Origin of the sequence: Halomonas llamarensis (assembly GCF_023555005.1) — a bacterium.
Taxonomy (GTDB): domain Bacteria; phylum Pseudomonadota; class Gammaproteobacteria; order Pseudomonadales; family Halomonadaceae; genus Vreelandella; species Vreelandella llamarensis.
Window position 1 is genome coordinate 76,482 of the sequence record NZ_JAMJPJ010000009.1, and the last position, 26,598, is coordinate 103,079.

Below are 26,598 nucleotides of genomic sequence, written 5' to 3' on the forward strand. Positions count from 1 at the left end.
GTTCACGGTATCGGCATAGCTTGGCGATATATCGCGCATCCCGCAAGACGTTAACTTATGGCACCATGCACTTAGCCACCACCACTGCCGTGAAGGAACCTCGTGCATGCCTGCAAACTTGCTGCTTTCGCAAACGCCACTGACGCCCGGTTTTATGGTGGTTCACGGCAACCGCCTGGAAGATTTGCGCGGGCTAGCGGTGGAGTGGATGCGTCTGCACCCGCTGGGGCCGCTGGAAAATGAAACCATTCTGGTGCAGAGCAACGGTATCGGGCAGTGGCTGAAATTGGCGCTGGCGGAAGACCCGGAAAACGGCGGCGCGGGCATCGCCGCAGCGCTTGATGTGATGCTGCCCGCGCGGTTCTTGTGGCAGGCTTACCGCACGGTGCTGACTCACACTGTCCAGAACGGTGTAGGGCATAATGAAGACCCCGTCCCGGAAACCTCGCCGTTTGATAAGTCGCGGCTGGTCTGGCGGCTTTTACGCCTGCTGCCGACGCTTGCCGAGCAAGACGTCTTCGCCCCGCTGGCGCAGTTCCTGGAAGTCGACCGTGACCAGCGCAAGCATTACCAGTTGGCCGAGCGGCTGGCGGACCTGTTCGACCAGTACCAGGTGTATCGTGCCGACTGGCTGGACGCCTGGGCCAACGGCGAGGACGTGCTGATCACCGCCCGCGGCGAAGCCCGCCCGTTGGAAGACCACCAGCGTTGGCAGCCCGCATTGTGGCGCATTCTGCGTGACGACGTGGGCGCCACCCAGGGCGATGCGGGCCTCAACAGCAGCCGCGCCCAGGTGCATCGGCGCTTCCTGAAAGCCACCGAACAGCTTGACGGCCAGGCCTGCCCACCGGGCCTGCCCCGGCGGCTGATGATATTCGGCATCTCGTCGCTGCCCCAACAAACCCTGGAAGCCCTGGCGGCGCTATCACGCTGCTGCCAGGTGGTGCTATGCGTACACAACCCCTGCCAGTACTACTGGGCGGATATCATCGAGCACAAGGACCTGCTCCGCGCCAGCCGCTACCGCCAACGGCGCAAGACCGGCATGCCCGAAGCGCTGGATGTACTCGGCACCGGCGACGCAGACGATGCCCTGCACCTCCACGCCCAGCCGCTGCTCGCCGCCTGGGGCAAACAGGGCCGCGACTACCTGCGCCTGCTGGATGAGCACGACGACACCGGCGACTACCAGACCCTGTTTGAGCAACAGGCGCTGCGCATCGATATGTTCGAGCCGTTCTCAAGCGAACAGGGCTGCCTGCTGACACAACTCCAGGACGACATTCGCGAATTGCGCCCGGTGGCCGAAACAAAAAACCACTGGCCAGCGCTCGACCCGGCGGATGACTCCCTGGTGTTTCATATCGCCCACGGCCCCCAGCGGGAAGTCGAGATCCTCCACGACCAGCTGCTCGCCGCGTTCAGCGCCGACCCCGACCTGCGCCCGCGGGATATCATCGTCATGGTGCCGGATATCGACCGCTACGCGCCGCACATCGAAGCGGTGTTCGGCCAGCTACAGAGCGATGACCCGCGCTACATCCCCTACACGCTTTCCGACCAGGCCAGCCGCCACCGCCTGCCGATGATGATTGCCCTGGAAAAGCTGCTGCGCCTGCCGGAGCTGCGCCTTTCCGTGAGCGACCTTCTAGACCTGCTCGACGTCCCCGCCCTGCGCCAGCGCTTCGGGCTTGAAGAGCGCGACCTGCCGGTGCTCGAGCGCTGGATGGAAGGCGCGGGCATCCGCTGGGGGCTCAATGCCAGGCAGCGCCAGACCCTGGAGCTACCCGGCGGGCTTAGCCAGAACACCTGGGCCTTTGGCCTGCGCCGCCTGTTGCTCGGCTATACGGTAGGCGAAGGCGATGCCTGGCAGGGCATCGAGCCGTTTGACGATATCGGCGGGCTGGAGGCGGGCCTTGCCGGGCCGCTGGCGACCCTGCTGGAAAAGCTCGAAGCCACCTGGGAGACCTTCCGCCAGCCCACCGATCCCGCCAGTTGGGTCGAGCGGCTGCGCACGCTGCTGGAAACCTTCTTCCTGACCGACGACGCCCAGGAAAGCGTGATGCTCACCAAGCTGGAAAACGGCCTGCAGCAAATCCTCGAAAGCAGCCGAGAAGCCCGGCTGGAGGACCCGCTGCCGCTTTCCCTGGTGCGCGAACACTGGCTGGCACAGATTGACGAACACAGCCTTTCCCAGCGCTTTCTGGCCGGTGCGGTCAATTTCGCCACCCTGATGCCGATGCGCGCCATTCCGTTCAAGCGCGTATGCCTGCTGGGCATGAACGACGGCGAATACCCGCGCTCCCAGCCGCCGCTGGACTTCGACCTGATGGGCAGCGACTACCGCCCCGGCGACCGCTCCCGACGGGAAGACGACCGCTACCTGTTTCTCGAAGCGCTGCTCTCCGCCCGCGACCAGCTCTACATTAGCTGGGTCGGCCGCAGCCAGATCGACAACACCCCGCTGCCGCCCTCGGTATTGGTGGGCCAACTGCGCGACCACTTAGACGCTGGTTGGCACTTTGAACACGACGCGCCGCTGCTGGATACCCTGACCACCGAACATCCGCTGCAACCGTTTAGCCGCCGCTATTTCGAAGACAGCGCTGAATCCGACCGACTGTTTACCTATGCACACGAATGGCGTGGGGCACACGAATGGCGCGACGTTCACGCCCCGAGAACGCCACCGTCTCAGCCAGAAAAACTGCCCCCACTGGAAAACGCCCCAGCGAGCCTGTCCCTCGGCCAGCTCGGCGGTTTTCTCCGCGAGCCGGTGCGCAGCTTCTTCAACACCCGGCTGGGGGTGTATTTCGAGCAGGAAGCCATCGCCGAGCTGGACGCCGAACCCTTCGCGCTGGACGGCCTGCAAAACTGGCAGCTGCAGGACCGGTTAATCGCCGCCCAGCGCCACGCGGTGGACAACGGCGAGCCGCGCCTGGAAGCCCTCGACGCCCAGTTGGAACGCTTTCAGGGCCAGGGCGTGCTCGCCATGGGCGCCTTTGGCGAGCGCATGCGTGAATCGCTGGCCGAACCCATGGACGACCTGTTCAGCGCCTACGAAGAAGCACTGGCCCAGTGGCCCATCGCCTTAACCGCGCCTGAACCCGTTCGCGTAGAAAGCGCCGACGGCATCGTGCTGGAGGACTGGCTGAACGAGCTGCGCCAGAACGAAGCGGGCGAACGCTGCCGCCTGCTGCTACTCAGCAGCAGCCTGATCAGCCAGGGCAGCGGACGCGGCCAATACCGCTGGACCCACCTGTTGCGCCCCTGGGTCGCGCACCTGGCGGGCAATCTCAGCGGCCCGATGACCACTCAGCTGCTATCCAAGGCGGGCAACATCACGCTGGGCCCCATCGCCGCCGACACCGCCCGCGCCCACCTGGAAACCCAGATGGCAGCCTGGCAAGCAGGCCTCAAAGCCCCACTGCCGCTGGCGCCCCAGGCCGCCTTTGCCTGGCTGACCAAGCAAGGCACGCCGGAGATGGCAGACGAAAAAGGCCGGGAAAGCGACGCCTACGCCGCCGCCGAAACCGCCTATGACGGCGGCCGCTTCCAAACCGGCGAAGTTGCGCAAAGTGCCTATCTGGCCCACCAATGGCCGCGATTCGAACGGCTGTTCAATGACCACCGCGAACAGGCACACAGCTTCGCCGCACTGACCGAAGCGCTCTACGCGCCGCTGTTTTATGCGGTAAAGGGATGAATACACGTGGCCTGAAGCGTCAGCGAGCGCGGCGAGTTTTCCGGCAGAGCCGACCTAGAGTGAACCGAAGCGGCCGGTAGCGTAAACTCAATGTACCAAGCGTGGCTCGGCGACAAGATTATCGGGTGGCGGGGGTCTCATACAGTTTAGGAGCTGTCTTATGCGTATTACTCAAACACATCGAGCAATCATTCTCTCCGGGGTGGAAGAGTATATTGACGCTGATGTGGACGTTCGTGTCTTCGGTTCGCGGCTTGATGATACCAAGCAAGGCGGCGGCGTTGATCTACTGCTCATTTCTCAGACAAACATACCGCCTCAGGCTTGTGCCGAACTGAATGAAGTACTTGAAGAATACCTAAAGCTGCCGGTCAATATAGAGACCTATACATCAACTGATGAGCCAACCCCCACCCAGGCAAGGGTTTTAGCCGAAGCCTGCCCTATTGATGACAAGAATACCTAGTGAGCGACGCTTACTCAGCAAGCCAAGATTTCCCAACAGGGTTTAAACATATTTTCTTATGAGCCAGCCCGCACCCCTCAATCCATTGAGCCTCCCCCTCCACGGCAGCCGCCTAATTGAAGCCAGTGCGGGCACGGGCAAAACCTTCACCATCGCGCTGTTATACGTGCGCCTGGTGCTCCATTGCTTACAGTCAGCGAGGAGAGAAACAGGGATCTAGTGCGTGATTTCCAACTACTGAGGTCTGGGGCCATGAGATGAAATACCTTGGCCTATCGCGCGCATGTCGCACCCCGCCGTGCACTTTTCGCCGTCAAATGATAGTCTCAGCTAGATAAGTTGACACTTAATTCCATCGAGACTCCCGCATGCTGCAGTCACTCGTGATCAAGAACTACCGTGCACTGGAGGACTTCCAGGTCGAGAAGCTGGGACGGGTGAACCTCGTCGTCGGCAGGAACAATTCTGGGAAGTCCACCGTGCTGGAGGCCCTGCAGCTCTATGCCACCAGCGGCCATCGCACGGTGCTGGAGCAGATCGCCGCGGATCACGATGAGCGCTTCTTCCTCGACGATGAGGCGGAGGCAGGGGAGCTGCCCTTCGAGCACCTGTTTACCGGACGGCGCTTTCCTCAAGGCGGTGACGCCATCGACATAGGTGAGTTGCCCGATCGACAGAGGCTGACCATTCAGCATGTGCTGATTCTGGAGTACGAAGAGCAGACGGTTGACCAGGACGGTGCCACGGTCACACGCAACCGGCGTCGTGCCGTGCCTCCCGCCCAGCTGGCCGATGAGGAGATCGACTCGCTTGTCAGCCAGGGGCTTTTATTGCACAAGGGGCAGAAGTCCACCCTTCTGGATTTCCAGAAAATGAATGGGCTCATCGGATCGCGCATGCGTGGCCCGGAGCTAGCGGACACCTTGCCCTGCAGCTATATCCCAACCCGCTTCGTGGACATGGATGAGTTGGCGGCCGAGTGGGATCAGGTGGCCCTGACCGATCATGAGGAAACCTTGAAGTCCGTGCTGCGGATCATCGCACCGGAATTCGAGGACCTGGCGTTCGTCAGCAAGGATGACCGCTATTCACGCCGTGAGCCCTCGGGTAACTGGCAGCGGCGCCGACAGGCTCAGCGCACGGCCAAGGTGAGGCTCCAGGGCTTCGAGGAGCCGGTGCCGCTCAACAGCATGGGGGATGGCATGCTGCGCCTGCTGCAACTGGTGCTGAAGATGTTCCCTGCCAAAGGGGGGGTGCTGCTGATTGACGAGTTTGAGAATGGGCTGCACTACAGTGTGCAGAAGAAGGTGTGGGATCTGGTGTTCGAACTGGCCGAGCGCCTGGATATCCAGGTGTTTGCGACGACACACAGTTGGGATTGCATCCAGACCTTCGCCCAGTCTGCTCTGGATCACTCATCTACTGAGGGCGTGCTGTTCCGGGTGGGCAAGAGCGCTCGCAAGAGCGATGCCGGCAAGACCATCGCCACGGTTTTCGATGAAGATCGGCTCTACCAGATCACCGAAGCCGATATCGAGGTGCGGTGATGGCGGTGAGTGATCATATCCTGCTGGTCGAGGGCGAAGCGGACCGCGGCTTCTTCGAGGCGCTTTGCCGCTCACTGGATCTAGATACCCATGTGGAAGTATCGCCGCCGCGGCGATTCGGTGCCAATCAAGACACCAAGCAGGCGGCACTCCATACCCTGCCGACGCTGCTCGAGAACCTGATTGATCGCGAGGATGGTAGGCTGGCCGTGGTGCTGGATGCCGATAGCCATGTGCATGGCGGTGGCTTCGAGCGGACCGTTAGGCAGTTCTCTGATGTTGTGGGTGAGTATGGCTATCGACGAAGAACCACTGGGGCACGGTCGCCGGACGGACTGCTATTCAGTCATGATGATGGCTTGAACGATCTGGGGCTCTGGGTTATGCCCAACAATGCCGATGAAGGCATGCTGGAACACTGGATGGCCCAATGCCTGACGGCAGCCGAACGACCGTGGTTCGATCATGCCATTCGGGTGATCGATGAGCTGCCTTGGCCTGCCAAGTTCAAAGCGCTACGGCGCCCTAAGGCCGAGGTAGCGACCTGGCTGGCTTGGCAGGGGCGCCCTGGTGAAGGGCTGTACTATGCCGTTGAGGCCGGCCTCCTGGATGAGCAGAGTGCCCTGCATGCGGGTCTAAACACCTGGCTTGAAGCCGTCTATCGCTGATATACCCTGACATTTAAGTATCCTTTTTCAAAAAAAGCCGTTCTCAAAACTCTAAACCTGATCAATATCACCTTAATGTTGAAACAACCTTCTTTCAGTATCAGTAACTGTCGGGCCCCGGATGATTAACTACCCGCTTGGTAAATAGCTCTGGCTGTTTGGCCTGCCATTCTTTTATTGCTGTATCGGTGCCTTGTGGTGCAGCGCTATTGCGCGGGACACCAGCAGCTGCCAGCAGGCCAACAAACGCCGGGCGGCCTAGGTTAATAAATATCTCCTCAATCCGACTGTAGAGACAGCAGTTCTTCTCAAACAACCAGCCCTCCCAGGCATAGCGTAAGTCAGTGCAAGCAGTGTCCAGGATGCGCCGCTCTTTAGCACAGCGTGCTAGCATTATCTAAAGTGCCCATGATTCAGTGGGACACAACAGGCGAATAGCGAGCGAGCGTGCAGCATGACCCAACCCACCCCACTCAACCCACTCACGCTCCCCCTCCACGGCAGCAGACTAATTGAAGCCAGCGCGGGCACGGGCAAAACTTTCACCATCGCGCTGTTATACGTGCGCCTGGTACTGGGCGGCCAGCACAGCGACGACGACACCGCTTTTGTGCGACCGCTGACGCCGCCGGAAATCCTGGTCGTTACCTTCACCAACGCCGCCACACAGGAACTGCGCGAACGCATCCGCAACCGGCTAGTGGAAGCCGCTGGCGTTTTTCGTAAGGCACCTGACGCGAAGGAAGCAGGTCACGGAGAGGGTCTTTTTCCAGGGATGGAAAAAGTAGCGCCCAGGGATGGGTTCACAGCGCCCTCGGAGTGGCCTGCTTCCGAGCCTTCGGACGACCCGTTGCTCCTCCAGCTCCGCGACCAATACGATGAAGCCACCTGGCCCGCCTGCGCCCGCCGCCTGGAACTGGCCGCCGAATGGATGGACGAAGCCGCGGTTTCCACCATCCACAGCTGGTGCTACCGCATGCTGCGAGAACACGCCTTCGACAGCGGCAGCCTGTTCTCCCTCGACCTGGAAAACGACCAGCACGAGCTGGAACAGGAAGTAGTGCGCGACTACTGGCGCACCTTCTACTACCCGCTGGACGCCGAGGCACTCGGCCACATTACCCGCTACTGGAAATCCCCCGACGAACTGCACGCCCAGGTCGCCCGGCTGCTCGCCGAAAGCGACGCCCTCGGCAGCCAACGCCCCGACCCGGCGGAGACCCTGAGCGCCGCCGAAGCCGAACGCCAGGCAACGCTGAGCACCCTGAAAGCCCCCTGGCCCGCCTGGCTGGACGAGCTGGTGCCCGCACTGGAAGACGCCGCCAAGCGTAAAGCCTTCAAAGGCCAAAGCTTCAACGCCAAAAGCCGCGCCAACTGGCTGGGCGCGCTGCGCGAATGGAGCGAAAGCGACCTGGAACGCCCCGCGCTGACGCCCGCCGCCTGGAAACGCCTCACCCCGGACGGCATGGCCGAGATATGGAAAGACGGCGCGCCACCCTGCCCAGCGGCCTGGGAAGCGCTGGCCGAGCTGCCCGCTGCCCTCAAGGCCCTGCCCGAACCGCGCAACGACCTGCTGATTCACGCCGTGCAATGGTGCAAGGTGCGCCTGGAACGCGAGCAGGAACGCCGCGCCGAAATGGGCCCCAATGACCTGCTCAGCCACCTGGACCGCGCCCTGCAAGGGCCCAACAAAGACGCCCTGGCCGCGCAGATCCTGCGCCAGTTCCCCGTCGCCCTGATCGACGAGTTCCAGGACACCGACCCCATCCAGTACCGCATCTTCAACGCGGTGTATGAGGTCGCCAAGCCCCGCCGCGACGCCGCCATTCTGCTGATCGGCGACCCCAAGCAGGCCATCTACGCCTTTCGCGGCGCGGATATCTTCACCTACCTGCAAGCCCGCCAGGACACCGCTGGCCGCCACGTCACGCTTGGCACCAATTTCCGTTCCAGCCGCGCCATGGTCGAGGCCGTCAACCACTGCTTCGCCTACGCCGACCGGCAACCCGCCGGGGCCTTTCTGTTCCGCGAGGAAGGCGGCGACAACCCGCTGCCCTTCCAGCCCGTGACCGCCAAAGGCCGCGACGAACAGCTGGTACACCAGGGTCAACCGCTACCCGCCATGACGCTCTGGGCGCTTCCAAGCGACGAACCGCTTTCCAAAACCGCCTACCAGACCGAGATGGCCGAGCGCTGCGCCTCGCACATGACCGAACTGCTCAGCGCCGGCCAACAGGCAGAAAGCGGCTTCCAGAAAGGCGACCCGCTCACGCCGCTCAAGCCTTCCGACATGGCGGTACTGGTCAACGGCCTCCAGGAAGCCCGCGCCATTCGACTGGCACTTGCCAGCCGCGGAGTCAAAAGCGTCTACCTTTCTGATCACGACAAGGTATTCAGCTCGCCCATGGCCGGGCAGGTAGAGCGCTGGCTGCGCGCCTGCGCCGAGCCACTGGCCAGCTCCCGCCAGGCCGAGGCCCACCTGCGCGCCGCCCTGGCCACGCCGGTGCTGGGGCTCAGCCTGGCCGACCTGGACCACCTGCAACAAAGCGAGCTGGCCTGGGAAGCCCGGGTCGAGCAGTTCAGCCACTACCACCGCCTGTGGCAGCGCCAGGGCGTACTGCCGCTGGTCCGCCGCATGATGGTGGACTTCGACATTCCTGCCCGCTTGCTGACGGCATTCGAAGACGGTGAGCGCTTGCTAACCGACCTGCTGCACCTGGGCGAACTGCTCCAGCAGGCCAGCCAGGAACTGGACGGCGAGCACGCGCTGATTCGCTTTCTGTATGACGCCATCGCCGACCCGGAAAGCCACGGCGACAGCCACAAGCTGCGCCTGGAAAGCGACGCCGATCTGGTCAAGGTGGTCACCATCCACAAGTCCAAGGGGCTCGAGTACCCGCTGGTGTTTTTGCCGTTTATCGCCAACCACCGCCCGGTCAGCGACAAGGACCTGCCGCTGCGCTGGCACGACGCCCACGGCAACCTGCAACTCAGCCTGAGCGCCGATGAAGACACCCTGGCCACCGCCGACCGCGAGCGCCTGGGCGAAGACCTGCGCAAGCTCTACGTCGCGCTCACCCGCGCCCGCCACGCCACCTGGCTGGGGCTGGCGCCGCTCAAGGGGCTGGAAAACAGCGCCATCGGCCACCTGATCAACGGCGGCAAGACCCTCGCGCCAGAGGAACTCGCCGCCAAGCTGGCAGAATTGACGGAAGGCAGCGACATTCGCGTTAATGCGCCGCCCGAGCCCACGGCGCTGCGCCTTGCCCCGCCCCAGCAAACCACCACCCTGGGGCACGCCCGCACGCCCACGCGCCCCGCCAAGGAACACTGGTGGATTGCCAGCTACTCGGCGCTGCGCCTTTCCGGCACGCTCACCGCCCCCGTGCTCACGCCCCTGGAACCCACCACCGCCCAGGAAGCCACGGCGTTTGAGGTGCTGGATGAACCGCAGGAACTGTCTCAGGAACTGTCCCAGTTGGCCCAGCCGGAGACTTTCCACCTGCACAAGTTTCCGCGTGGCCCCGGCCCCGGCACCTTCCTGCATGGCCTGCTGGAATGGGCAGGCAAAGAAGGCTTTGAAAGCGCCGCGACCGACAGCGATGGCCTTGATGATATGCTCTGGCGGCGGGTGCAGCTGCGCGGCTGGCAGGCATGGCAAGCACCGCTGGCCGGTTGGCTAACGACGCTGTTGACCACGCCCTTACCGCTGAACAAAAGCGACAGCGTACCGCTCACCGAGCTGGGCAGCTATCAGGTCGAACTGGAGTTCTGGTTCGCCGCCAAAGAGGTCGATACCCAGGCCATCGACGCCCTGGTTAGCAAGCACTTACTGCCAGGGGTTGAGCGCCCCGCGCTGGATGCCGACACCCTGAACGGCATGCTCAAAGGCTTTATTGATCTGGCCTTCGAACACCAGGGGCGCTTCTACGTGCTGGACTGGAAATCCAACTATTTGGGGCCGGATGACAGCGCCTACGAACCCGAGGCTCTGCGCCAGGCGCTGCTGACCAAACGCTACGACCTACAGGCCGCGCTATATTTGCTGGCCATGCACCGGCTGTTAAAAGCCCGCCTGCCCGACTACAACCCGCACCAGCACCTGGGCGGCTCGATGACGGTCTTTCTGCGCGGCAGCCGCAGCCCAGGGCGCGGGGTCTTTGCCGAGCCCGCCCCGGTCGAACTGATCGAAGCCCTGGATGCCCTGTTTGCCGGTGAGCCGGTTTCAACCACGTCGCAAGAGGCCACGCTATGAGCAGTAAACGCACCAACGGCCACCCAGGCGACACCCAAACGTTTGACCTGTTCGACGACACCGCCGCCGAAATGAGAGAGACAAGCGAGACGAGCGAGCCAGCACCCACGGCCGATGCTACGCAAGTAAGCGCTCACCTTGCGCTAAGCGATACAACCGAACTACTGGCGCTTTGTGAGCGCTGGGTGGCGCGAGGCTGGCTGCGGGACCTGGACCGCGCCCTGGTGCGCTTTCTCGCCATGGAAGCACCGGACGCCCCGCCGCTGCTGCTACTCGGTGCCGCGCTTGCCAGCCACCAGCTAGGCCGCGGCCATGTGTGCCTGGATCTAGACGCCACGCTCAGCGCGCCGGACTTTGCGCTTTCGCTACCGCCGGAAGGCGATGATCTAAACGACCCACCGCCGCTGCCCAGCCAGGTGCTCGCCACGCTAACGCTCGCCGAGTGGCAAGCCGCGCTCAACCACCCCACGCTGATAAGCGACGGCCCCGGCAATACACCGCTCGTGGTCAGCAACAGCGGCAACACCACCAAGCTCTACCTACGCCGCTACTGGCAATACGAACAGACCCTCCACCAGGAAATCGCCAACCGCCTCACCGGCGAAGAGGGCACCTGTAGGAGCCCAATTCATTGGGCGATGGATGACGCCAGTCATCCCGATCTACTCGCCAACGCGCTAAACATTCTATTTGACACCACCCCCACCCTGGACTGGCAAAAAACCGCCTGCGCCCTGGCCGCCCGCAACCGCTTCGGCATTATTACCGGCGGCCCCGGCACCGGCAAAACCACCACCGTGGTGCGCCTGCTCGCCCTGCTGCAAACCCTGCAACTGGCAGAGCCCAATGCCCAACCGTTGCGCATCCGCCTCGCCGCGCCCACCGGCAAAGCCGCCGCCCGGCTGAATGAATCCATCGCCGGGCAGGTCAGTCAACTTCCCTTTACAGCGCTAACGACCTTGTGGGAGCCCAATTTATTGGGCGATGAAGCGCGCTCGGGGCAGCTTCAGGCAGCAATACCAACTGAGGTGACCACGCTTCACCGCTTATTAGGCGCCCGGCCGGATACCCGCCACTTCCGCCACAACGCCGCCAACCCGCTAGCGCTGGACGTCCTGGTGATCGACGAAGCCTCGATGGTGGATATCGAAATGATGACCGCCGTGCTGCGTGCCCTGCCCGCCCAGGCGCAGCTGGTGCTGCTGGGGGATAAAGACCAGCTCGCCTCGGTGGAAGCCGGTGCCGTACTGGGCGACCTGTGCCGCCGCGCCGAGGCCGTCCACTACACGCCAGAGACCGCCGCTTGGCTTGCACACGCCACCGGCCAGCCGCTGCCGCCGGACTACATCGACGCTCATGGCCAGCCGCTTGACCAAGCGATTACCATGCTCCGGGTCAGCCACCGCTTTAACGAGTACAGCGGCATCGGCCAACTGGCCCAGGCGATCAACCAGCCAAGCCACACCCAAAGCGACCAGGAAAAACACCAGGCAGTGAACCAGGTGCTGCGCCACGGCTACCCGGACCTGCACCACCTGACGCTGACCGACGACGCCGCGCTGGATAAGCTGGTCATTCACGGCAGCCCCGACAAGTTTATCAACGGCGGCGAAGGCCGCACCGACCATAACGGCGAGCCCATCGCCCCGCCCACCGGCTACCGCCACTATCTGAACGTGCTGAATGCCCAGCGCCCGCGCGGGGAATCATTTGAGGAAAACGCAGACGCCTACAACGACTGGGCAGGCGCGGTACTCAGCGCCTACAGCCACTTCCAACTGCTATGCGCGCTGCGCAAAGGCCCGTGGGGGGTAGAAGGCTTGAACCTGCGCATCGCCAAAACATTGCGCCAAGAAAAGCTGCTGTACGGGAGTGATTTCACGCTGGAAAAAGGCTGGTATGAAGGCCGCCCGGTACTCGTCACCCAAAACGACTACGGCCTGAAACTGATGAACGGCGATATCGGCATCACGCTAGCAGTGCCCGACCCGCGCACGCCGGGTAAATCGCTACTTAGAGTCGCCTTCCCCACAAGCGACCCGGAAAAACCCATCCGCTGGGTGTTACCCTCCCGCCTACACGCGGTAGAAACCGTGTTCGCGATGACAGTACACAAATCCCAAGGCTCGGAGTTCCAGCACACCGCACTGCTACTACCGCAAACGCCCAACCCAATTCTCACCCGCGAGCTGGTCTACACCGGGATTACTCGCGCCCGCGACTGGCTGACGCTGATTGAAGCTAAGCGCGGGATATTGAATGATGCAGTGACTAGGGAGGTTATGAGGGTGAGTGGGATAAAAGGCATCAACAGCTAATTCATTATTTCATATAATTTAGCTGAAATAGGTTACCAAGGATTTTTTTGAAATTATGAACAATGAAAACAAAGATAATAAAACAATTTATATAAGCCAAGAAGACTGGGGAGAGGCATTAGCACTAAGAACCCATTTAAGCGTTATTCTTAAAACGGCATACGCATTTTCTGATGAAGAGCTCGTCGGTAAGCAGCCCCTTCAAATAGACTCAGGTCAACTACTTTTAGCCGCAGCATCACTTAGAGCATTGATCTTCGATAGTGCAGCACAGCCTCTTCTAAGTGGTTATGCATAAGTTATCGAGTAATTAGTGCCGTAACCATTGCATACGTTTTTGACCGTTTCACAAAGCTTATCGAACGAACTGTAGGCTGTTAAGGGTAGCCACCGGTATTTGATTTCGCGCCAAAGGATTTCGATCAGGTTCAGCTCCGGCGAATACGGCGACAAATAGACCAGATGAATGCGATGTGCCATCCAATCAATAAGTTTGCGCTGGAATGCCTTGGAACGGTGCATTCTGGCATTATCCAGTATCACGACGGCGAATGCGTCAGGGTCTTTATGTGCCGCAAACTGATCAAAGGCTTCTACAACGATCTCAGTGGTCACTGACTCGGTGGTCATGTGGTAAAAAAACTCGTCTTTTCTGGTGAGAAAGCCCAGTACATTCAACCGTTTGCTGTGTGGGTAGGCCGTGACTTCCCAGGGCTTGCCTATCGGGCTCCATGCATAAGGAAGTGACGATGACTGCGAGAAACCGGCTTCATCAAAGAAATAGAGATCGCACTCACCCTCATCTTCCCACTCCTTCAATACATTGATCATCTCTTGCGTATGGCGAAAATCTGTTTCGTCACGCTGTGCCCTCAATGAACGGCGTATCCGCTTACAGCTATAGCCTTTTTTTTAACGCGCGCCGCAACGTGTCCTGGCTGACGACGTTGCCCGTCTGCTCCTGAAACTTGGCATGGAGGACAGGCAATTGATGGGGATATTCTTCAACCAGTTGCTCTAACACAGCAAGATCACTCTCGCTGAGAAGGTGGGGGCGTCCTTCGCGAGGCTTGTCTTGAAGCCCTTCAATACCGTCTGCTTCCCATTGGGATAACCAAGTCGATACCGTATCGCGCTTGACCCCGATAATATCGCGAATCTGGTTAATCGTATGGCCCTTGTGGTTGAGCAGAATGGCGTGAGCCCGACGACGTAGCGCTCTCTTTTCGCCGTACTGGTAGGCTTCATTTAAGATACGTTGCTGGTCAGGTGTTAAAGAAACAAAACGTAAGCGCCGAGACATGGTTCCGTGTTTTACTCTGATGGGTCTTTGTTCTTTATACACGATAATTTATGCAGAGTCACTTAAAAGGGCGGGTAAGTTTCTGCTATTATTCATAAGTACCTAGCCCCGTTTATACAGCCATACTGCTATGAATACTTTCTTGAAATGGTGTTAATGACTGGATCTGAGCAAATAGCTCTCTAACTGTACACCCAGCATCGACCAGTGCAGTAGAGTTCACACAAGGGCGTGGAACGATATATGTATAAAACTTGGCACCTTCACAGATCGTGCCCAATGCCCATGCATTGTGTAATGGTTTGCCTTCGAATGAGACAATATGTAAGTGGGCATCAACCTCTATTCCTCCGATTTCGATATCGCCATTAAAAAAAGGTCGGATAACGCCTTGTTTAAGTAATTTTTGGGTAAATATCGACCTATCAATAGTTGGAGATGACTTGGGAACTCTGGCTCTTATTAGTGTGTCGGCAAAAAATTTACTCTCGGGAAACAGCGAACTATTTACAACAAATGAAGCCTTTTCAGGATTCATGGTCACATAGGCGTTGGGACCAAACGTCATGATCAGATAACCTGCTTTGGCAAGTGCTAACCACTCCTCGACACGTTCTAGAGGTGGCCCCACTGCAAGTCGGTTCATCGCAGGCAAGAAGCCAGTAATGAATTCTTGATGCGAATTGGAAGACAAAGAGCCAAAGTCTATAGCATTCCGCAAATTATCACGGATATCTCGAAGCACATCACAAGCAGCTTTCAATGGGCTATCGACGTTACCTCGATGGGCTTCTTTTATGTCATCCTCAAGAAATGAGTAAAGCCACGTTTGGTATGCCTTTTCGTTCTTTAAGGCCTGACTTGGAATCGGCTCTATAATCGATTTCCATGTAAAAATAGGAACATCTGGAAGGCAAAGCTCAAGCACAGCATCAGCGGATTCGACACTTAGGCGTACAAGTGCTTCATCTAACAAGTTAGCGAAGGCGTCACCATGGCGATGGCGCGCATGTGTTAAGTAATAAGCATGAGCCATATCTCGTACAATTAAAGGAAGCACTTCATTAGAGAAGTTCAGCTCTCCAGGGACTTTCTCAGTATGCCATTTGCTAACCGCAGCCTGAGTCAAAAAACGAGCCCGATACTGATCTGAAACACCTTTCTGATTCGCCGCACGAGCTGAGAGAGGAAGACCACTTCGTGAGTAAATAGCCAATGTCGGCTCTTCGCCAGATGGGCGATAAATAAGTTCGTTGGTTTCATCATTACGATAAAATTTTCCACCACGACCAATTGTGAGTGCTGCGATAGTATCGACCGATGTCAAACCCATACCTTCAACAGCCACAGAAGTGCCAGAAGAAATTCTTTCTAACTGTTGGTCAATAGGATTTGGAGAAGCCACTATATAGTTAAGAAAGTTATTACTCTTGTGATATGCCTCTACGAAATTTTCCCTCTCTTGGTCGAGCTGATCAAAATAATTTTCGGCATGCCCCGTTGTCAGAAATAGGAAGTCAGTATTAAGAGTTTCAGTTCCTTCCAGAGTTATCATAAAACGGTTATCAGGCTCGACGTGTAAATCTACTGCCTTGCAAGGGTGAAGTTGAACATCACAATATCGCTCTAACCGTAATAGTAAATAATGAAACACCCAATTGAGATACTCACCGAACAATCTTCGTGGAAGATAGCTGTTAGGCCCTACTGAATTGTCTAAGTAGTGTTTGTCTACTGCCCACTCATACAAACTAGGCCCAGCCAATAGTGGCCCAGCATTCTCAATGGTTGGATCCATGAACATAGTAATTTGGGATGCCACTGTATTAAGTAGCAGGTAGTCCGGTTGGCAAGGATAGTGAATACCAGCCCCTGGTACGCCTGGATCAATAAGATGTAGCTGAAGTCGAAGTGTATTTGATCCATGTATGGCATGCGCAGTGATGCGCTCCAGCACGTTAATTCCGCGTGGGCCAAGTCCTACTATGGCAATCGATACCGAGTCACGCTGCATTGCTGCTATCTCCCCTGAATATGGTGCAATATGAAGTTCTCGGCTGATTCTAATGTTTGGACATCCTGCCGATAATCTCCCCAGTGCGTTCCAGACGCAGATATAGCGTACGCACTACTGACACTTCCTTAAAAACGATTTATAGTGATAATAATTATCTTTTTTTAAGATAATCTTGCTTTATGGGGCAATGCATGCAACTTAAATCGTTACGTCTATTCATGGCTGTAGCCGAGACCGGCAGCTTCGTGGCAGCATCTCAGCGGCTGCATACGGTGCAATCAAACGTTACTGCTCACATTAAAAAACTTGAAGAAGAGCTGGGGGCCCAGCTTATTCATCGCTCGGGACAAGCCCGTCTTACTTCTGCCGGATTTGCACTTATGGAATATGCTGAGCGTATTCTGATTACTCATGATGAAGCGCTCGCCTTATTTAGGTCTAATGAAAAGACTTGCGGGCAACTTCGAATCGGCGCGATGGAAACCACGACAGCCCTTCGACTCCCTCCGATTCTGACCGCTTATTATGCCGCGCACCCCGAGGTCGATATCAAACTCACTACTGGCCCCACAGCAGACTTGACTAAATTATTGCTGGCCGGACAGGTTGATTGCGTGTTCGTAGCGGGACGCCTAGAGCATGGCCGCTATCACGTGTTCAAGGCCTTTACTTTAGCGAACAACTTGTACTGGTAGGCCCGAAGCCTATGCCTACCATGCCTACCACGGAAGAGCTGTTAGCATCAGCGTTTCTTGCCTTTCGACAAGGATGTAGCTACCGCCAGCGTATCGAGTTACTGCTGGCTTCTTATGGGGTCAATGCAGTTCGAATTTTTGAGTTCGGAACACTAGATGCAATGCTCGGCTGTGTCTCTGCTGGTATGGGGTATGCCATGCTCCCCCTAGCGACAGTCAAAGCACACCAACATAGATTTGGTATTCACTATCTGGAACTGTCGAAACCTATTTCTGATGTCGATACGTATTTCGTTACGACCGATCCAGATACATGGACTCCGGCGCTGGCGCGATTTGTTGACACCTTGCGTGAAGCAGTGATCATGGTCGAAACACAATATTGATTTATCAAGGGACAGGCATCTCATTTTCTGATACTCGAATTCACATATCGTTATTGGACTCCACTCCCTTTGAGTCTGAAGCTTAGATCAACGAGGTATAACTTCGACTAAGGCTTAATCAGGGGACGGGGGCATGCCAAAAGAATTTTTATTGGCCACAAGGGTTACACGTAGTCTGTCATGGCTCAACACGCTGCAGATTAGAAGTCTTTCAACCGTAGCTGCGGCTCTAGTGGTTTGGTTGATCGGCATTCATCTTACCTGGCTACCAGATACATTTTGGTCTAGAGGGATAACACTTGCGGTGCTTGTACTGGTTCTAGTGTTTACAGCAACCAGTTGGCATAGAAAAGCCTCTGCTCGCTTTGGCGTAGGGATCCTAGTGATAGTCGCCGGACTCGCCAGCGTAAGTGACTTGGAATTCTCTCCTATTGAAGGTATTGGTGCCTTCGATACGGTCATTCTACTTCTACTGGGCATAGGAGTTTTGCGTACATATTTGGAAAAGCAGAACGTGGCTACAATCATCGAGAAGGCTTTAGGCCACTCATGGTTATCTAATAAACCCCGTTTGCTGTTTCTGCTCTATGGAGGAATGACTTTTTTCCTTAGCTTAGCAGTGGTGCCGATAGTCGGAACTTTGACTCGAAAAACAGCTCTTGACTATCGGCAACATCTACGTATCGCTATGCGAGCCGTCGGGGGTACTATGTTTTTGGCCCCAACCACGGTAGGAGCCGCGGCCGTTAGTGTGATGTTTCCAAGTTTACCCTGGATGCATGTGCTGCTTATGGGGTTACCACTAGCACTAGCTACAGCTCTTCTAACACGCTCTGGCCCTCATACTAAAGCTTTGCCCAGCATCTCTCACACGGCTGAAACTACTGAACTAAATCTGGGGCTGCCTATTTTCCTCTTTCTGGGGATACTCGTATTAAGCCAAGGTGTGTTGGGTCAAGCTACTGTCACAAGCGTAGCATTAGCCATAACTATTGCTGGTATAGGATCGATGATATATCGCTATGGAGTGTTATCAGCATTTAAAGCGATACATAGTACATTCCACCGCTCAGGAGCAGAGATCCTTTTATTTCTGGCTTGCGGTACTCTGCAGGCGTCGCTAGCTAGGCTAGGTGCGGACAATTTAGAACAGATGGTTCCACTAGCACTGTCAGAGCATCTGACGTCAACGACAGTTTTTGCATTCGTGGTGATAGGGGGGCTGCCGCTACTAACAATACTAGGCATTCATCCGATGATTTTATTTGCTGGATTTTTCCCTCTGTTTCACCCATTTGCTAATGCCGACCCTGCGTTGGAATATCTCATCTGGATAGCTATGTTCGTGGTAGCACAGCTAGTTTCTCCAGTTTCAATAAGTGCAGTGACTGCCGCCGCTTCTATCGGTGCAGCACCTTGGACTGTGAGCTTGGCCAGTCATGGTCGCTTTGCCTTAGCTTTTACAGGGTTATGTGTAGCTTACTTTACCATAATATCTTTAATTTAATTTTAGACGTGAAAATTAATTAAGATAGAACTCAAAATATCGCAAGCTAAAATATTTTATAACTTTTAATCTTATTAAAAGAGAATCTAAGCGTATGGAGGCTAGTTGATATGGGACAGAAAATCATTGATATATCCTGTAATAAAGCCATAGAATTCGCGGATCTATCATACAATAAGATATATGAGCAGCAGCGAACTCAAATTTCTGATGGCCATCGCCTAATTCGCTTAGTCAACCATAGGCGCCATAACCTTTACACGCGAAATAAGTTTCTTCAAAAGCAAGATACATCCATGCTGACTACTGGCTTGACAGCTTCGTTCCTAGCATGCAGATGAGAATGAACGACGCAATGGCTCTTCGGCTGAATGCCACTATAGCTCGAGCAAAAAAAAATAGTGGGGCTTACGGTGTTAAGAAATCAGGCGTAGCAGAATACGTTGCTGAGGCCTTATTCGACAGCTGTTGGTATAAAGTACAGGAAGCTAACCTTTCGCGAATTGAAGTCAGAGATCATGTGAAGTTTTGTTTACAAAAAGGAAAGCCCCTTGAGCTGCTCTTTCCAATATTTTCTAGAAAACCTTTATCTCCAATCAAGAACCGAGGAGGGATACCTGATCTTGGTGAAATTCACTCCATCACCAGATTTGCTGAAGCAGCCCAGATAATTGATTCTCTCTGCCCTACAGGATGTAAATTGACTGTACTTGCTGATGGGTTTAAGTATAACCGCGCCTGTGGTACTCCCGCTGCCTTGGTGGCAGAGTATCAGCAGGGATTACAGTTTTGGCTTGGCCAGCTCAACGTCGACGATATTGTGAGCATTATTGACTATGAAGATTGGGTTAGTGATGGGCTTGAAGAACACACGGCAGGGGAACGAGAGCCTATTTTTTTAAACTACTACTCCGATATTTCAACTCGATTCGAACCATTGTTTGATCCCTCAAATTTAGCTGAGTCCTTTGCTCGCATCGCTTCATTAGATGACATAGGTAACCAGTTAACATATACGTACTGGTCAATTGTCACTTCAACATTTTATAAAAGCCTCTATGGTGAAATTTATGAAGCTAATCTTGCACGCTCTTATTGCGATGATGAAAAGCAGGAGCTTTATATTGGTTATACGTTATCATTGAACCAAGTGCTCGCCCGTCACAAATCAAACTCCATTAACTTTTTCCAAAACTATATCGATCCGAAGCTAAATACCGATCTTTTCATCGCCATGAGACGCGAGGCCTGGGAGGCGGCTATAAGGTATGTCGCTATATCATTAACCGATCGAAAGCTGCAGGTCATTAGACGGGTTAGGCCTGACGCTTTGAAGCTCACTATTCATGGAAAAAAGGGAGAGCTTCACTTTCTCTCGGCCACCAAAAAGCATGTCGCGATGACAGCTCAACACTCCACCGGTGGGTTGTCACTGAATGGGCAAACAGCGAAGGTGAATTTTAAATACCGTCTTGAACGAGAGGCTAATGGAGAGATTCCTGTTCTATTGGAAAACCTTCCCGATACACCTTATCACAGAGACTACTACGGTCCACTATGGCTTATGCAACATTCAGATCAGCCGCTGATGTATATGTCTGAAGTTGATGTTACTAAAATAGACAGTGTTCACAAATTTTTAACGCATTCAGCCTGAGTAATAAACATGAACAACAAACCCAATCCCGTTAGAGAGATAGTCAGCGAATCTAACCTTACGCCTCACCTTTTAGAGGAAATTATAACTTGGAAGAAACTTCCCCCACCTTATAACAGCTTAAAACTTAATGCGTCTGCAATGACTTTGGCAGTTAAATCATGGCAAAAAAAGATATCTCAGGATGCCTCCAAGATTGCGAAGACAGCAATTGGCAGCATTGCTGATTTAGCAGATGGTTGTATTTATAGAAATTTGGACAATAAACGCTGGAGAATGGCCGCATCTTTGGTTGAAATATTCAGAAACCCTACCATTTCAAAAAATGCAGGCAGGCTGGATACTCATTACTTACAACAGGAGTTTTATAAACAACTTGAAGAAAACGGAAAGCTTTCGTTGGTCATTGCTTGGGGGCAGTCAAAACGTGATGCAGGGGGGCTTAAAACACTAGGACCATTGGCAGATATGTCGGAAGTATGCGCAGTCATTACGCTTGCGACTATAGTTCAATCTGCTGAAATTATTTGTCACCAGGATGTTCAATTGACAGTATTGACTGGAGGTTCGCGTTACTACGAGGCACTGTTCACATCTCCGATGATATGCCGATCCTACGATAACCAGCGGCAGAGAATGACCGATACTCTATGCGGTGAAGGGAAAGTAATACTTAAACAGTATTCTGAGGGTCACCCTCTATACCCTTCTCCAGCAATCATGGAGCTAGTGGAGGACGAAGAAGTCTCAGCAAAGTTTAATACTGTACTGCTTAATATTGACTGGACACATTTATTTTCCGAGTCAGGAAGAGGTAAAGATACAAGACCCCATGGCATTGTTACTCCCCCTTCCCTTTGCAAATGGCTCAAATCCAAAGGAAACCAAGACAGGCAGCACCTGATCCGAACAGCGATACTAGGCTTATTAAATCCGCGATCATTACCTGATGGGCTAGTAACCATTCCTGGAGATGAAAATATTGTTGATGAGACCCTTTCATTTATGCAACTTGTCACTTGGGAGTCAACCCGCAAGTACATAGCCCTTCAATATTTAAGCAAAGAAAGAGTAGCTCAGCAGAAAAACATACAACTTACGGTTCATGAAAAAAAAGACCTTAAGCATATCCCAGCAATCTTCACATTAGGAAGCCGAGCCGGCAACCTTCTTTCTCAACACGTGCTCACCGCAGTCAACCAAAATGGTTCAGCCAGTTTTTTAACTTTTGCAGAGCTTCAGAAATCAGTCGCTGTCCCCGTATATCTAGAGGATGAAATGAAAGGTACAGGGCTACTACTAGACTGGCTTGCTGGCACCAATCAACCCCTCTGCTTTGTAGATCCATTCGATTTGAATCCACAGCAGAGCATAGCTAGAGTATTCTTCAGATGAATAAAACGAATCCAAAATCAATCACAGTATCTTGCGATAACGAGAGCCTCGCTTCACTCAAAGAGAAACAATGGATATACGAGGATGCTCTGAATAAGTATGACCGTCTGAAAGCTCGCGGCCTATCCCTAGATATGTCGAGGGGAAAGCCGTCGCCTACACAGCTAGGGTTTTCTCAACCTATGCTGTCTTGGACATCGGCAAACGATTTTATCTCAATAGACGGAGTCGACTGCAGGAATTATGGAGGGCCGTCACTTGGTTTATCTGAAGCCCGGCAAATTTTCTCTTGGATACTTGGCACATCTACCGCAAACATAGCTGTTGCAGGAAATTCTAGCCTCGCACTGATGCATGACATAATTGCGTTTCTCATGTTGAAAGGTTCTCCAAATGGGAATAAGCCATGGGTAAAGTCCGGGCAAATTAGCTTTATCTGCCCTGTTCCAGGGTACGACCGCCACTTTTCCATTCTAGAGTCGTTCGGAATCACTATGCTGCCTGTGCCTATAATAGAAAACGGGCCAGATATGGATACTGTAGAGCAATTGGTATTTGAAGACCCTTCGGTTAAGGCCATGTGGTGCATGCCAAAATACAGCAATCCAACAGGCATCACGTACTCGGCGGAGACTATCCATCGTCTAGGTTCAATGAAAACAGCAGCTTTGGATTTTCACTTATTCTGGGATAATGCTTACGCCGTACATCATCTTTCAGATAAAAGCGTTTTTATTCCAGATATACTTGACGTCAGTGCTACTGCTGGGTATGAAAATAGAGCGTTCGTTTTTGCATCCACATCAAAAATTACGCTATCAGGATCCGGTCTTGCCGCCTTGGCGACATCAGACCAAAACCTAAGTTGGTGGCAGTCCCATTCTGACCTGAGGTCTATAGGGCCAGATAAACTTAATCAATTGCGACATGCCCGCTTTCTTAAAGTTAAGAGTAGTCTCGATCGGTTAATGGAGAGTCATCGATCTGTTTTAGCACCGAAATTTAATGCTGTAGTCAGTACCTTTCATCGCCTTTTGGGATCTCTTAACGAAGTAGAGTGGACTGAACCCTTGGGAGGGTACTTTATCAACCTCAAGGTACCAACGGGATGCGCTACCAGAACCGTACAGCTCGCTGCCGATGCAGGTATCGTTTTGACTGCTGCCGGGGCCTCATTCCCTTACAGAAAAGATTATAAAGACTGCAACATTCGGATAGCCCCCTCCTTTCCCACGCTTTCACAAATTAATGATGCGGCAGAAGGGATAGCTGTATGCGTTAGGCTAGCAATAGCAGAGAGCGAGTTAGAGTAGTTATGGAGGAATAGTCTCTAAAAAAGAAAAGTGTCTTAAGTGCGTACTATTTGACTTAAGTAGAACTTCTATTGGCACATTTCTTGAAGTTGAGATTGGATTTAACCTAGCACTAACTTATGCCAGATAGCAATCATTCCTGAGAAGAAAATAAAAGAATTGTTTAAATGTATTATATTGATGTCTATCGAAATAATCCGCGTGAGGGTTTTATCTCTATTCTTCAGCAATAATTATGTTATCTGACTTACGGGCTATGGTTTAAATATGAGAATTTTTACGAAAAACCAAATGTATGGAACAAGGCCTCTGGCCTGTATGTTGCAATAGATGCCATAGCACAATCTTATTTAGGGTGATTTATAATCACTCTGACATAGATTTAAGCATGACAAAAAGCTTTTGACTCTTGAGGTCTTATATAGATCCTGAGCGTTTGAACTGCTTCACGAATTAAAATTACACATATAACTTAGCACTAAAAAAGTAACTATCTATGTCCCATTAAAACATCTTTCACAAACTCTCCACATGATCAATAAAAAAATTAACCCATGTCAACAAAAGGTCATATTTATCATGATTAAAAAAATCTAGAAGATGAAATAAAGAAAGAATTTGGTTATCAGATGGAACGTGAGCTAAACCGCTTTGGCATAAGGTGTTATGCCTACTTTGTGAAATCTAAACGTGATAACGGAGCGCCCCTAGTAGTATCAAATTACCCTAATGAATGGGTGAATCAGTATTCCCGAGACAACCTCTATCGACACGACCCAGTCATCAATTTCGGGATGCAACGTGTGGCACCTTATGCTTGGTCTGAAGCTTTGAATGGCACGAATAATTCCGTATTTAATTTATCTCGGGAGTTCAATATTGAGTCGGGTTTCAGCTTTCCGCTGCATGATCCAAAAAGCCGTTTTGCAGCTTTAAGTATTTGTAACCGGGATCAAGACCCGGAATTCGCAAACAACGTGTCACGTTCAATGAACACGTTGATGATGTTATTCCTGAAATCGCATGAAGCCCTAGCCAAACTAATCCCATCTCCAAATCCTGTGCAAGAAGAAATTTCTTGCACAAATGATAGTAAAGTAATTTTTAAGCTTACTGAACGGGAGATCGATGTATTGAGCTGGGCAAGCCAGGGAAAAACGTACTCAGAAGTTTCCATTATTCTTGGCATAACAGTAAGGACAGTTAAGTTTCACATTGAAAACATTATCAATAAGTTGGACGTTAGCAATGCCAAGCATGCTATCTATAAAGCAAAACACTATGGCATCATTTAAATGAGCTAGTTATAAAAAAGCAATCTAGATAAACTAGCAGCAAGATGGGTATAAGTTTCTAGGCCAGCGAGACTCAATGGTTTTCGAAAGTGAGTCTAGGTTGTCAGAAGTCCGGTGATTTTCAACCCAGTTGTCCAAATGACTGCCCTTAAGCAGCCTGTTTATTACGTTCGATTTCGTGCACTTTTCCAGGGTTGAGCGATACCGGGCCGGTTATCTCCCAGTTTCGGGTGTTTCCCGACCAACGTTGTGGGTGCCGGCCCTTCGCGCTTTCATATACCGCTTTGCGGTACTCAAGGCGTTCTTGATCGACACCACGATGCCGATCAGCGGGCGTGACGTACTGAATGCCACTGTGCAGGTGCTGCTCGTTGTAAGCTCGCTCGAACCTCAGCATCCAGTCACGTACCGCGCTCAGCGATGCAAACCCCTGTGAGGGCCACGCTGGGCAATATTTGACGGTGCGGAACAATGCTTCCGAATAAGGGGTGTCATTGCTCACTCTCGGCCGGCTGTAAGACATCAACATCCCCAGCTCCGTCAGCTTGGCTTTAAGCGTTTAAGACGTCATCGGCGCACCGTTATCCGAATGCAACACCGGTGGCTGATGCCAGCAGCCTTCTCGCAATAAGGCGCGTTCAAGCAGCTGTTTAGCCAGCTCGCCCGCTTCCGTGTCATGAACTTCCCAGGCGATGATTTTGCGGCTGTAGATATCCATGATCAGGTAGAGATACCAGTGCTGGCCACGCACAACGGAAGAACAGTAGCTGATGTCCCAGCTCCAGACCTGGTTCGGCCCGGTTGCCGTAAAACTGGTGGGCTCGGGCACTGGGCGGCGTGGTTTCATTCGACCTCGATGGTGCTGCTGTTGGTGCTTTTTCAGTACCCGATAGAACGACGACTCGGAGGCCAGGTAGACGCCTTGATCCGCCAATAATGGCACGATCTGTGACGGCGGCAGGCTCTGATGCTCGGGGCGATTGCAGGCGTTTAAAATGGCCTGTTCTTCCTCGTGCGTTAGCTGATGCGGCTGACTGCCTCGCGCCGCATGGGGGCGCTGATCTTCAACCACAGCGCCACACTCAGATCGCCAGCGTTTCAGTGTGCGTTCGCTCACGTCGATAATCACGGCCGCTTTATAACGGGACGCGCCACCCGCCACCGCTTCGTCAAATAGCGCAATGAGCCTTGTACGTTCCTCAAGAGGCGTTAGTCGTCCTCGCCGCTGGGATCCTCGCCGTACAAGGCGTCGAGCTTTTTTGAGAGCACCAGTAACGACGTCGTTTCTGCCAACACCTTGTCTTTGCGCCGCACTTCCGCTTGGAGCTGCTTGATGGTCTTACGGTCTTCTTTACGCTGTTTTTGCGCCGTTTTTTCCTGGTCTTCTTGCCTGCCAGCCCCTTGGAGACAAGCGGCTTTCCACTGCTGGATTTGCTCGGGATAAAGGCCTTTTTCGCGGCAGTAAGCACCACGCTCTGTTTCCGACATCGTGGCGGTTTCGATGACCACGGCTAGCTTGGCATCGGGTGACCATTCGTTATCGCTTTGGGTGTAACCCGGCACAGGCACTCCTTTTTCTCGACACTTTTTTAACCAACCATACAGCGTTGCGTCAGAGATGCCTTCTTCTGTCGCGACCGATGCCACACTGCGATTGTGGGGTGGCAACAACGTAAGCGCGCCACTAACCACATCTTCTCAACCTGAGTTTTGCTGATCACACTGAGGCATTCTTTATCCAGGAGATCCTCATGGTCCAAGAACTCAATGCTATGCAGGCGTTTTGGCTCGGCCATCTTTATCACGCCTCTGTTCGAGAGATTCCCCTCAGCGAGTACGCGACGCAACAAAGACTCACTTTAGCCGATCTACTGCTCTGGGAAAAACGGTTGAATGTGCGCGGTTTGCCGGTGCCACCTCGTCATCGTCCTGCTCGGTTTGTGCAAGTGGCGGTGGCGCCGTGATTCGTCCAAGCACTGACCTGACCGTGTATCTGTGCCGTGAACCGGTGGACATGCGCAAGCAAATCGATGGCCTGGCGTTGTTGGTTCAGGAGGCAATGGAATTGAA

Annotated in this window: 18 protein-coding genes and 3 pseudogenes; 17 read left to right on the top strand and 4 right to left on the bottom strand. The window is 54.0% G+C overall.

Annotation, left to right across the window (positions count from 1 at the left end; genetic code table 11):
* The first annotated feature begins 106 nt into the window (after positions 1–106).
* From recC to M8006_RS07905, 5 genes and pseudogenes are all read left to right on the top strand, one after another.
* On the top strand, positions 107–3,706 hold the full coding sequence (gene recC, locus M8006_RS07890) for an exodeoxyribonuclease V subunit gamma (RefSeq protein ID WP_250080934.1): 3,600 nt from the start codon (positions 107–109) through the stop codon (positions 3,704–3,706).
* 160 nt (positions 3,707–3,866) lie between these two features.
* The gene (locus M8006_RS07895) at positions 3,867–4,172 is read left to right on the top strand and encodes a nucleotidyltransferase domain-containing protein (protein ID WP_250080936.1); all 306 of its coding nucleotides are present in this window, start codon (positions 3,867–3,869) and stop codon (positions 4,170–4,172) included.
* Between the two features lie 58 nt (positions 4,173–4,230).
* Positions 4,231–4,353: pseudogene (locus tag M8006_RS18365) on the top strand (UvrD-helicase domain-containing protein); the annotation flags it as partial.
* Positions 4,354–4,540: 187 nt separating this feature from the next.
* Complete coding sequence (locus M8006_RS07900; RefSeq protein WP_250080938.1) at positions 4,541–5,719, top strand: AAA family ATPase; 1,179 nt, start codon at positions 4,541–4,543, stop codon at positions 5,717–5,719.
* Between the two features lie 5 nt (positions 5,720–5,724).
* Positions 5,725–6,387, top strand: a complete 663-nt coding sequence (locus M8006_RS07905; RefSeq protein ID WP_250080940.1) for a DUF3226 domain-containing protein — start codon at positions 5,725–5,727, stop codon at positions 6,385–6,387.
* Positions 6,388–6,487: 100 nt separating this feature from the next.
* Here the strand turns inward: M8006_RS07905 and M8006_RS07910 are convergent.
* Positions 6,488–6,594 (bottom strand): annotated as a pseudogene (locus tag M8006_RS07910) (IS481 family transposase); the annotation flags it as partial.
* 247 nt (positions 6,595–6,841) lie between these two features.
* Between M8006_RS07910 and recB the strand changes: the two are divergent.
* Genes recB through M8006_RS07925 form a run of 3 tightly spaced genes read left to right on the top strand, consistent with a single transcriptional unit; the run spans position 6,842 to position 13,258 of the window.
* Positions 6,842–10,642: an exodeoxyribonuclease V subunit beta gene (gene recB / locus M8006_RS07915; RefSeq protein WP_250080941.1), complete on the top strand. Its 3,801-nt coding sequence runs from the start codon at positions 6,842–6,844 to the stop codon at positions 10,640–10,642.
* A complete protein-coding gene (gene recD, locus M8006_RS07920; protein WP_430886812.1) occupies positions 10,639–12,960 on the top strand; it encodes an exodeoxyribonuclease V subunit alpha in 2,322 nt (773 codons plus the stop codon). The genes recB and recD overlap by 4 nt, the downstream gene beginning before the upstream one ends.
* Before the next feature lie 55 nt (positions 12,961–13,015).
* The gene (locus M8006_RS07925; protein WP_250080944.1) at positions 13,016–13,258 is read left to right on the top strand and encodes a hypothetical protein; all 243 of its coding nucleotides are present in this window, start codon (positions 13,016–13,018) and stop codon (positions 13,256–13,258) included.
* Here M8006_RS07925 and M8006_RS07930 read toward each other — a convergent pair.
* Positions 13,249–14,263, bottom strand: a protein-coding gene (locus M8006_RS07930) for an IS630 family transposase (RefSeq protein ID WP_250080945.1) whose coding sequence is annotated in 2 segments (ribosomal slippage) — positions 13,249–13,864 and positions 13,863–14,263 — 1,017 coding nt in all. Because the reading frame shifts where the segments join, the coding sequence is not laid out codon by codon here. The two genes, M8006_RS07925 and M8006_RS07930, sit on opposite strands and share 10 nt — an antisense overlap.
* A 112-nt stretch (positions 14,264–14,375) precedes the next feature.
* A complete protein-coding gene (locus M8006_RS07935) occupies positions 14,376–16,277 on the bottom strand; it encodes an FAD/NAD(P)-binding protein (RefSeq protein ID WP_250080947.1) in 1,902 nt (633 codons plus the stop codon).
* 194 nt (positions 16,278–16,471) lie between these two features.
* Here M8006_RS07935 and M8006_RS18155 point away from each other — a divergent pair, with 194 nt between their 5' ends.
* The 7 genes from M8006_RS18155 (at position 16,472) to M8006_RS07965 (ending at position 24,528) form a co-directional block, all read left to right on the top strand.
* Complete coding sequence (locus tag M8006_RS18155) at positions 16,472–16,975, top strand: LysR family transcriptional regulator (RefSeq protein WP_284046985.1); 504 nt, start codon at positions 16,472–16,474, stop codon at positions 16,973–16,975.
* The gene (locus tag M8006_RS18160) at positions 16,891–17,361 is read left to right on the top strand and encodes a LysR substrate-binding domain-containing protein (RefSeq protein WP_347709751.1); all 471 of its coding nucleotides are present in this window, start codon (positions 16,891–16,893) and stop codon (positions 17,359–17,361) included. The genes M8006_RS18155 and M8006_RS18160 overlap by 85 nt, the downstream gene beginning before the upstream one ends.
* Before the next feature lie 133 nt (positions 17,362–17,494).
* Positions 17,495–18,868: a hypothetical protein gene (locus tag M8006_RS07945; protein WP_250080948.1), complete on the top strand. Its 1,374-nt coding sequence runs from the start codon at positions 17,495–17,497 to the stop codon at positions 18,866–18,868.
* Positions 18,869–19,211: 343 nt separating this feature from the next.
* The gene (locus tag M8006_RS07950) at positions 19,212–20,525 is read left to right on the top strand and encodes an L-tyrosine/L-tryptophan isonitrile synthase family protein (RefSeq protein WP_250080949.1); all 1,314 of its coding nucleotides are present in this window, start codon (positions 19,212–19,214) and stop codon (positions 20,523–20,525) included.
* 9 nt (positions 20,526–20,534) lie between these two features.
* Entirely contained in the window at positions 20,535–21,920 is a 1,386-nt protein-coding gene (locus M8006_RS07955) for a hypothetical protein (RefSeq protein WP_250080951.1), read from the top strand.
* Positions 21,917–23,233, top strand: a complete 1,317-nt coding sequence (locus M8006_RS07960) for an aspartate aminotransferase type Ic (RefSeq protein WP_250080953.1) — start codon at positions 21,917–21,919, stop codon at positions 23,231–23,233. Before M8006_RS07955 ends, M8006_RS07960 begins: the two co-directional genes overlap by 4 nt.
* Positions 23,234–23,862: 629 nt before the next feature.
* Complete coding sequence (locus M8006_RS07965) at positions 23,863–24,528, top strand: helix-turn-helix transcriptional regulator (RefSeq protein WP_250080955.1); 666 nt, start codon at positions 23,863–23,865, stop codon at positions 24,526–24,528.
* Between the two features lie 148 nt (positions 24,529–24,676).
* On the opposite strand, the pseudogene M8006_RS07970 reads toward M8006_RS07965, so the two are convergent.
* Positions 24,677–26,220, bottom strand: a pseudogene (locus M8006_RS07970) (IS3 family transposase).
* Positions 26,221–26,279: 59 nt separating this feature from the next.
* Here M8006_RS07970 and M8006_RS07975 point away from each other — a divergent pair.
* Together M8006_RS07975 and tnpB are read left to right on the top strand one after the other, a co-directional pair.
* Positions 26,280–26,492 carry a hypothetical protein gene (locus M8006_RS07975; protein ID WP_250080957.1) on the top strand — a complete coding sequence of 71 codons (213 nt, stop codon included), beginning with the start codon at positions 26,280–26,282 and terminating at the stop codon, positions 26,490–26,492.
* A 23-nt stretch (positions 26,493–26,515) separates the two neighbouring features.
* On the top strand, positions 26,516–26,598 hold an 83-nt coding region (gene tnpB, locus M8006_RS18370), incomplete at its 3' end, for an IS66 family insertion sequence element accessory protein TnpB (protein WP_430886813.1).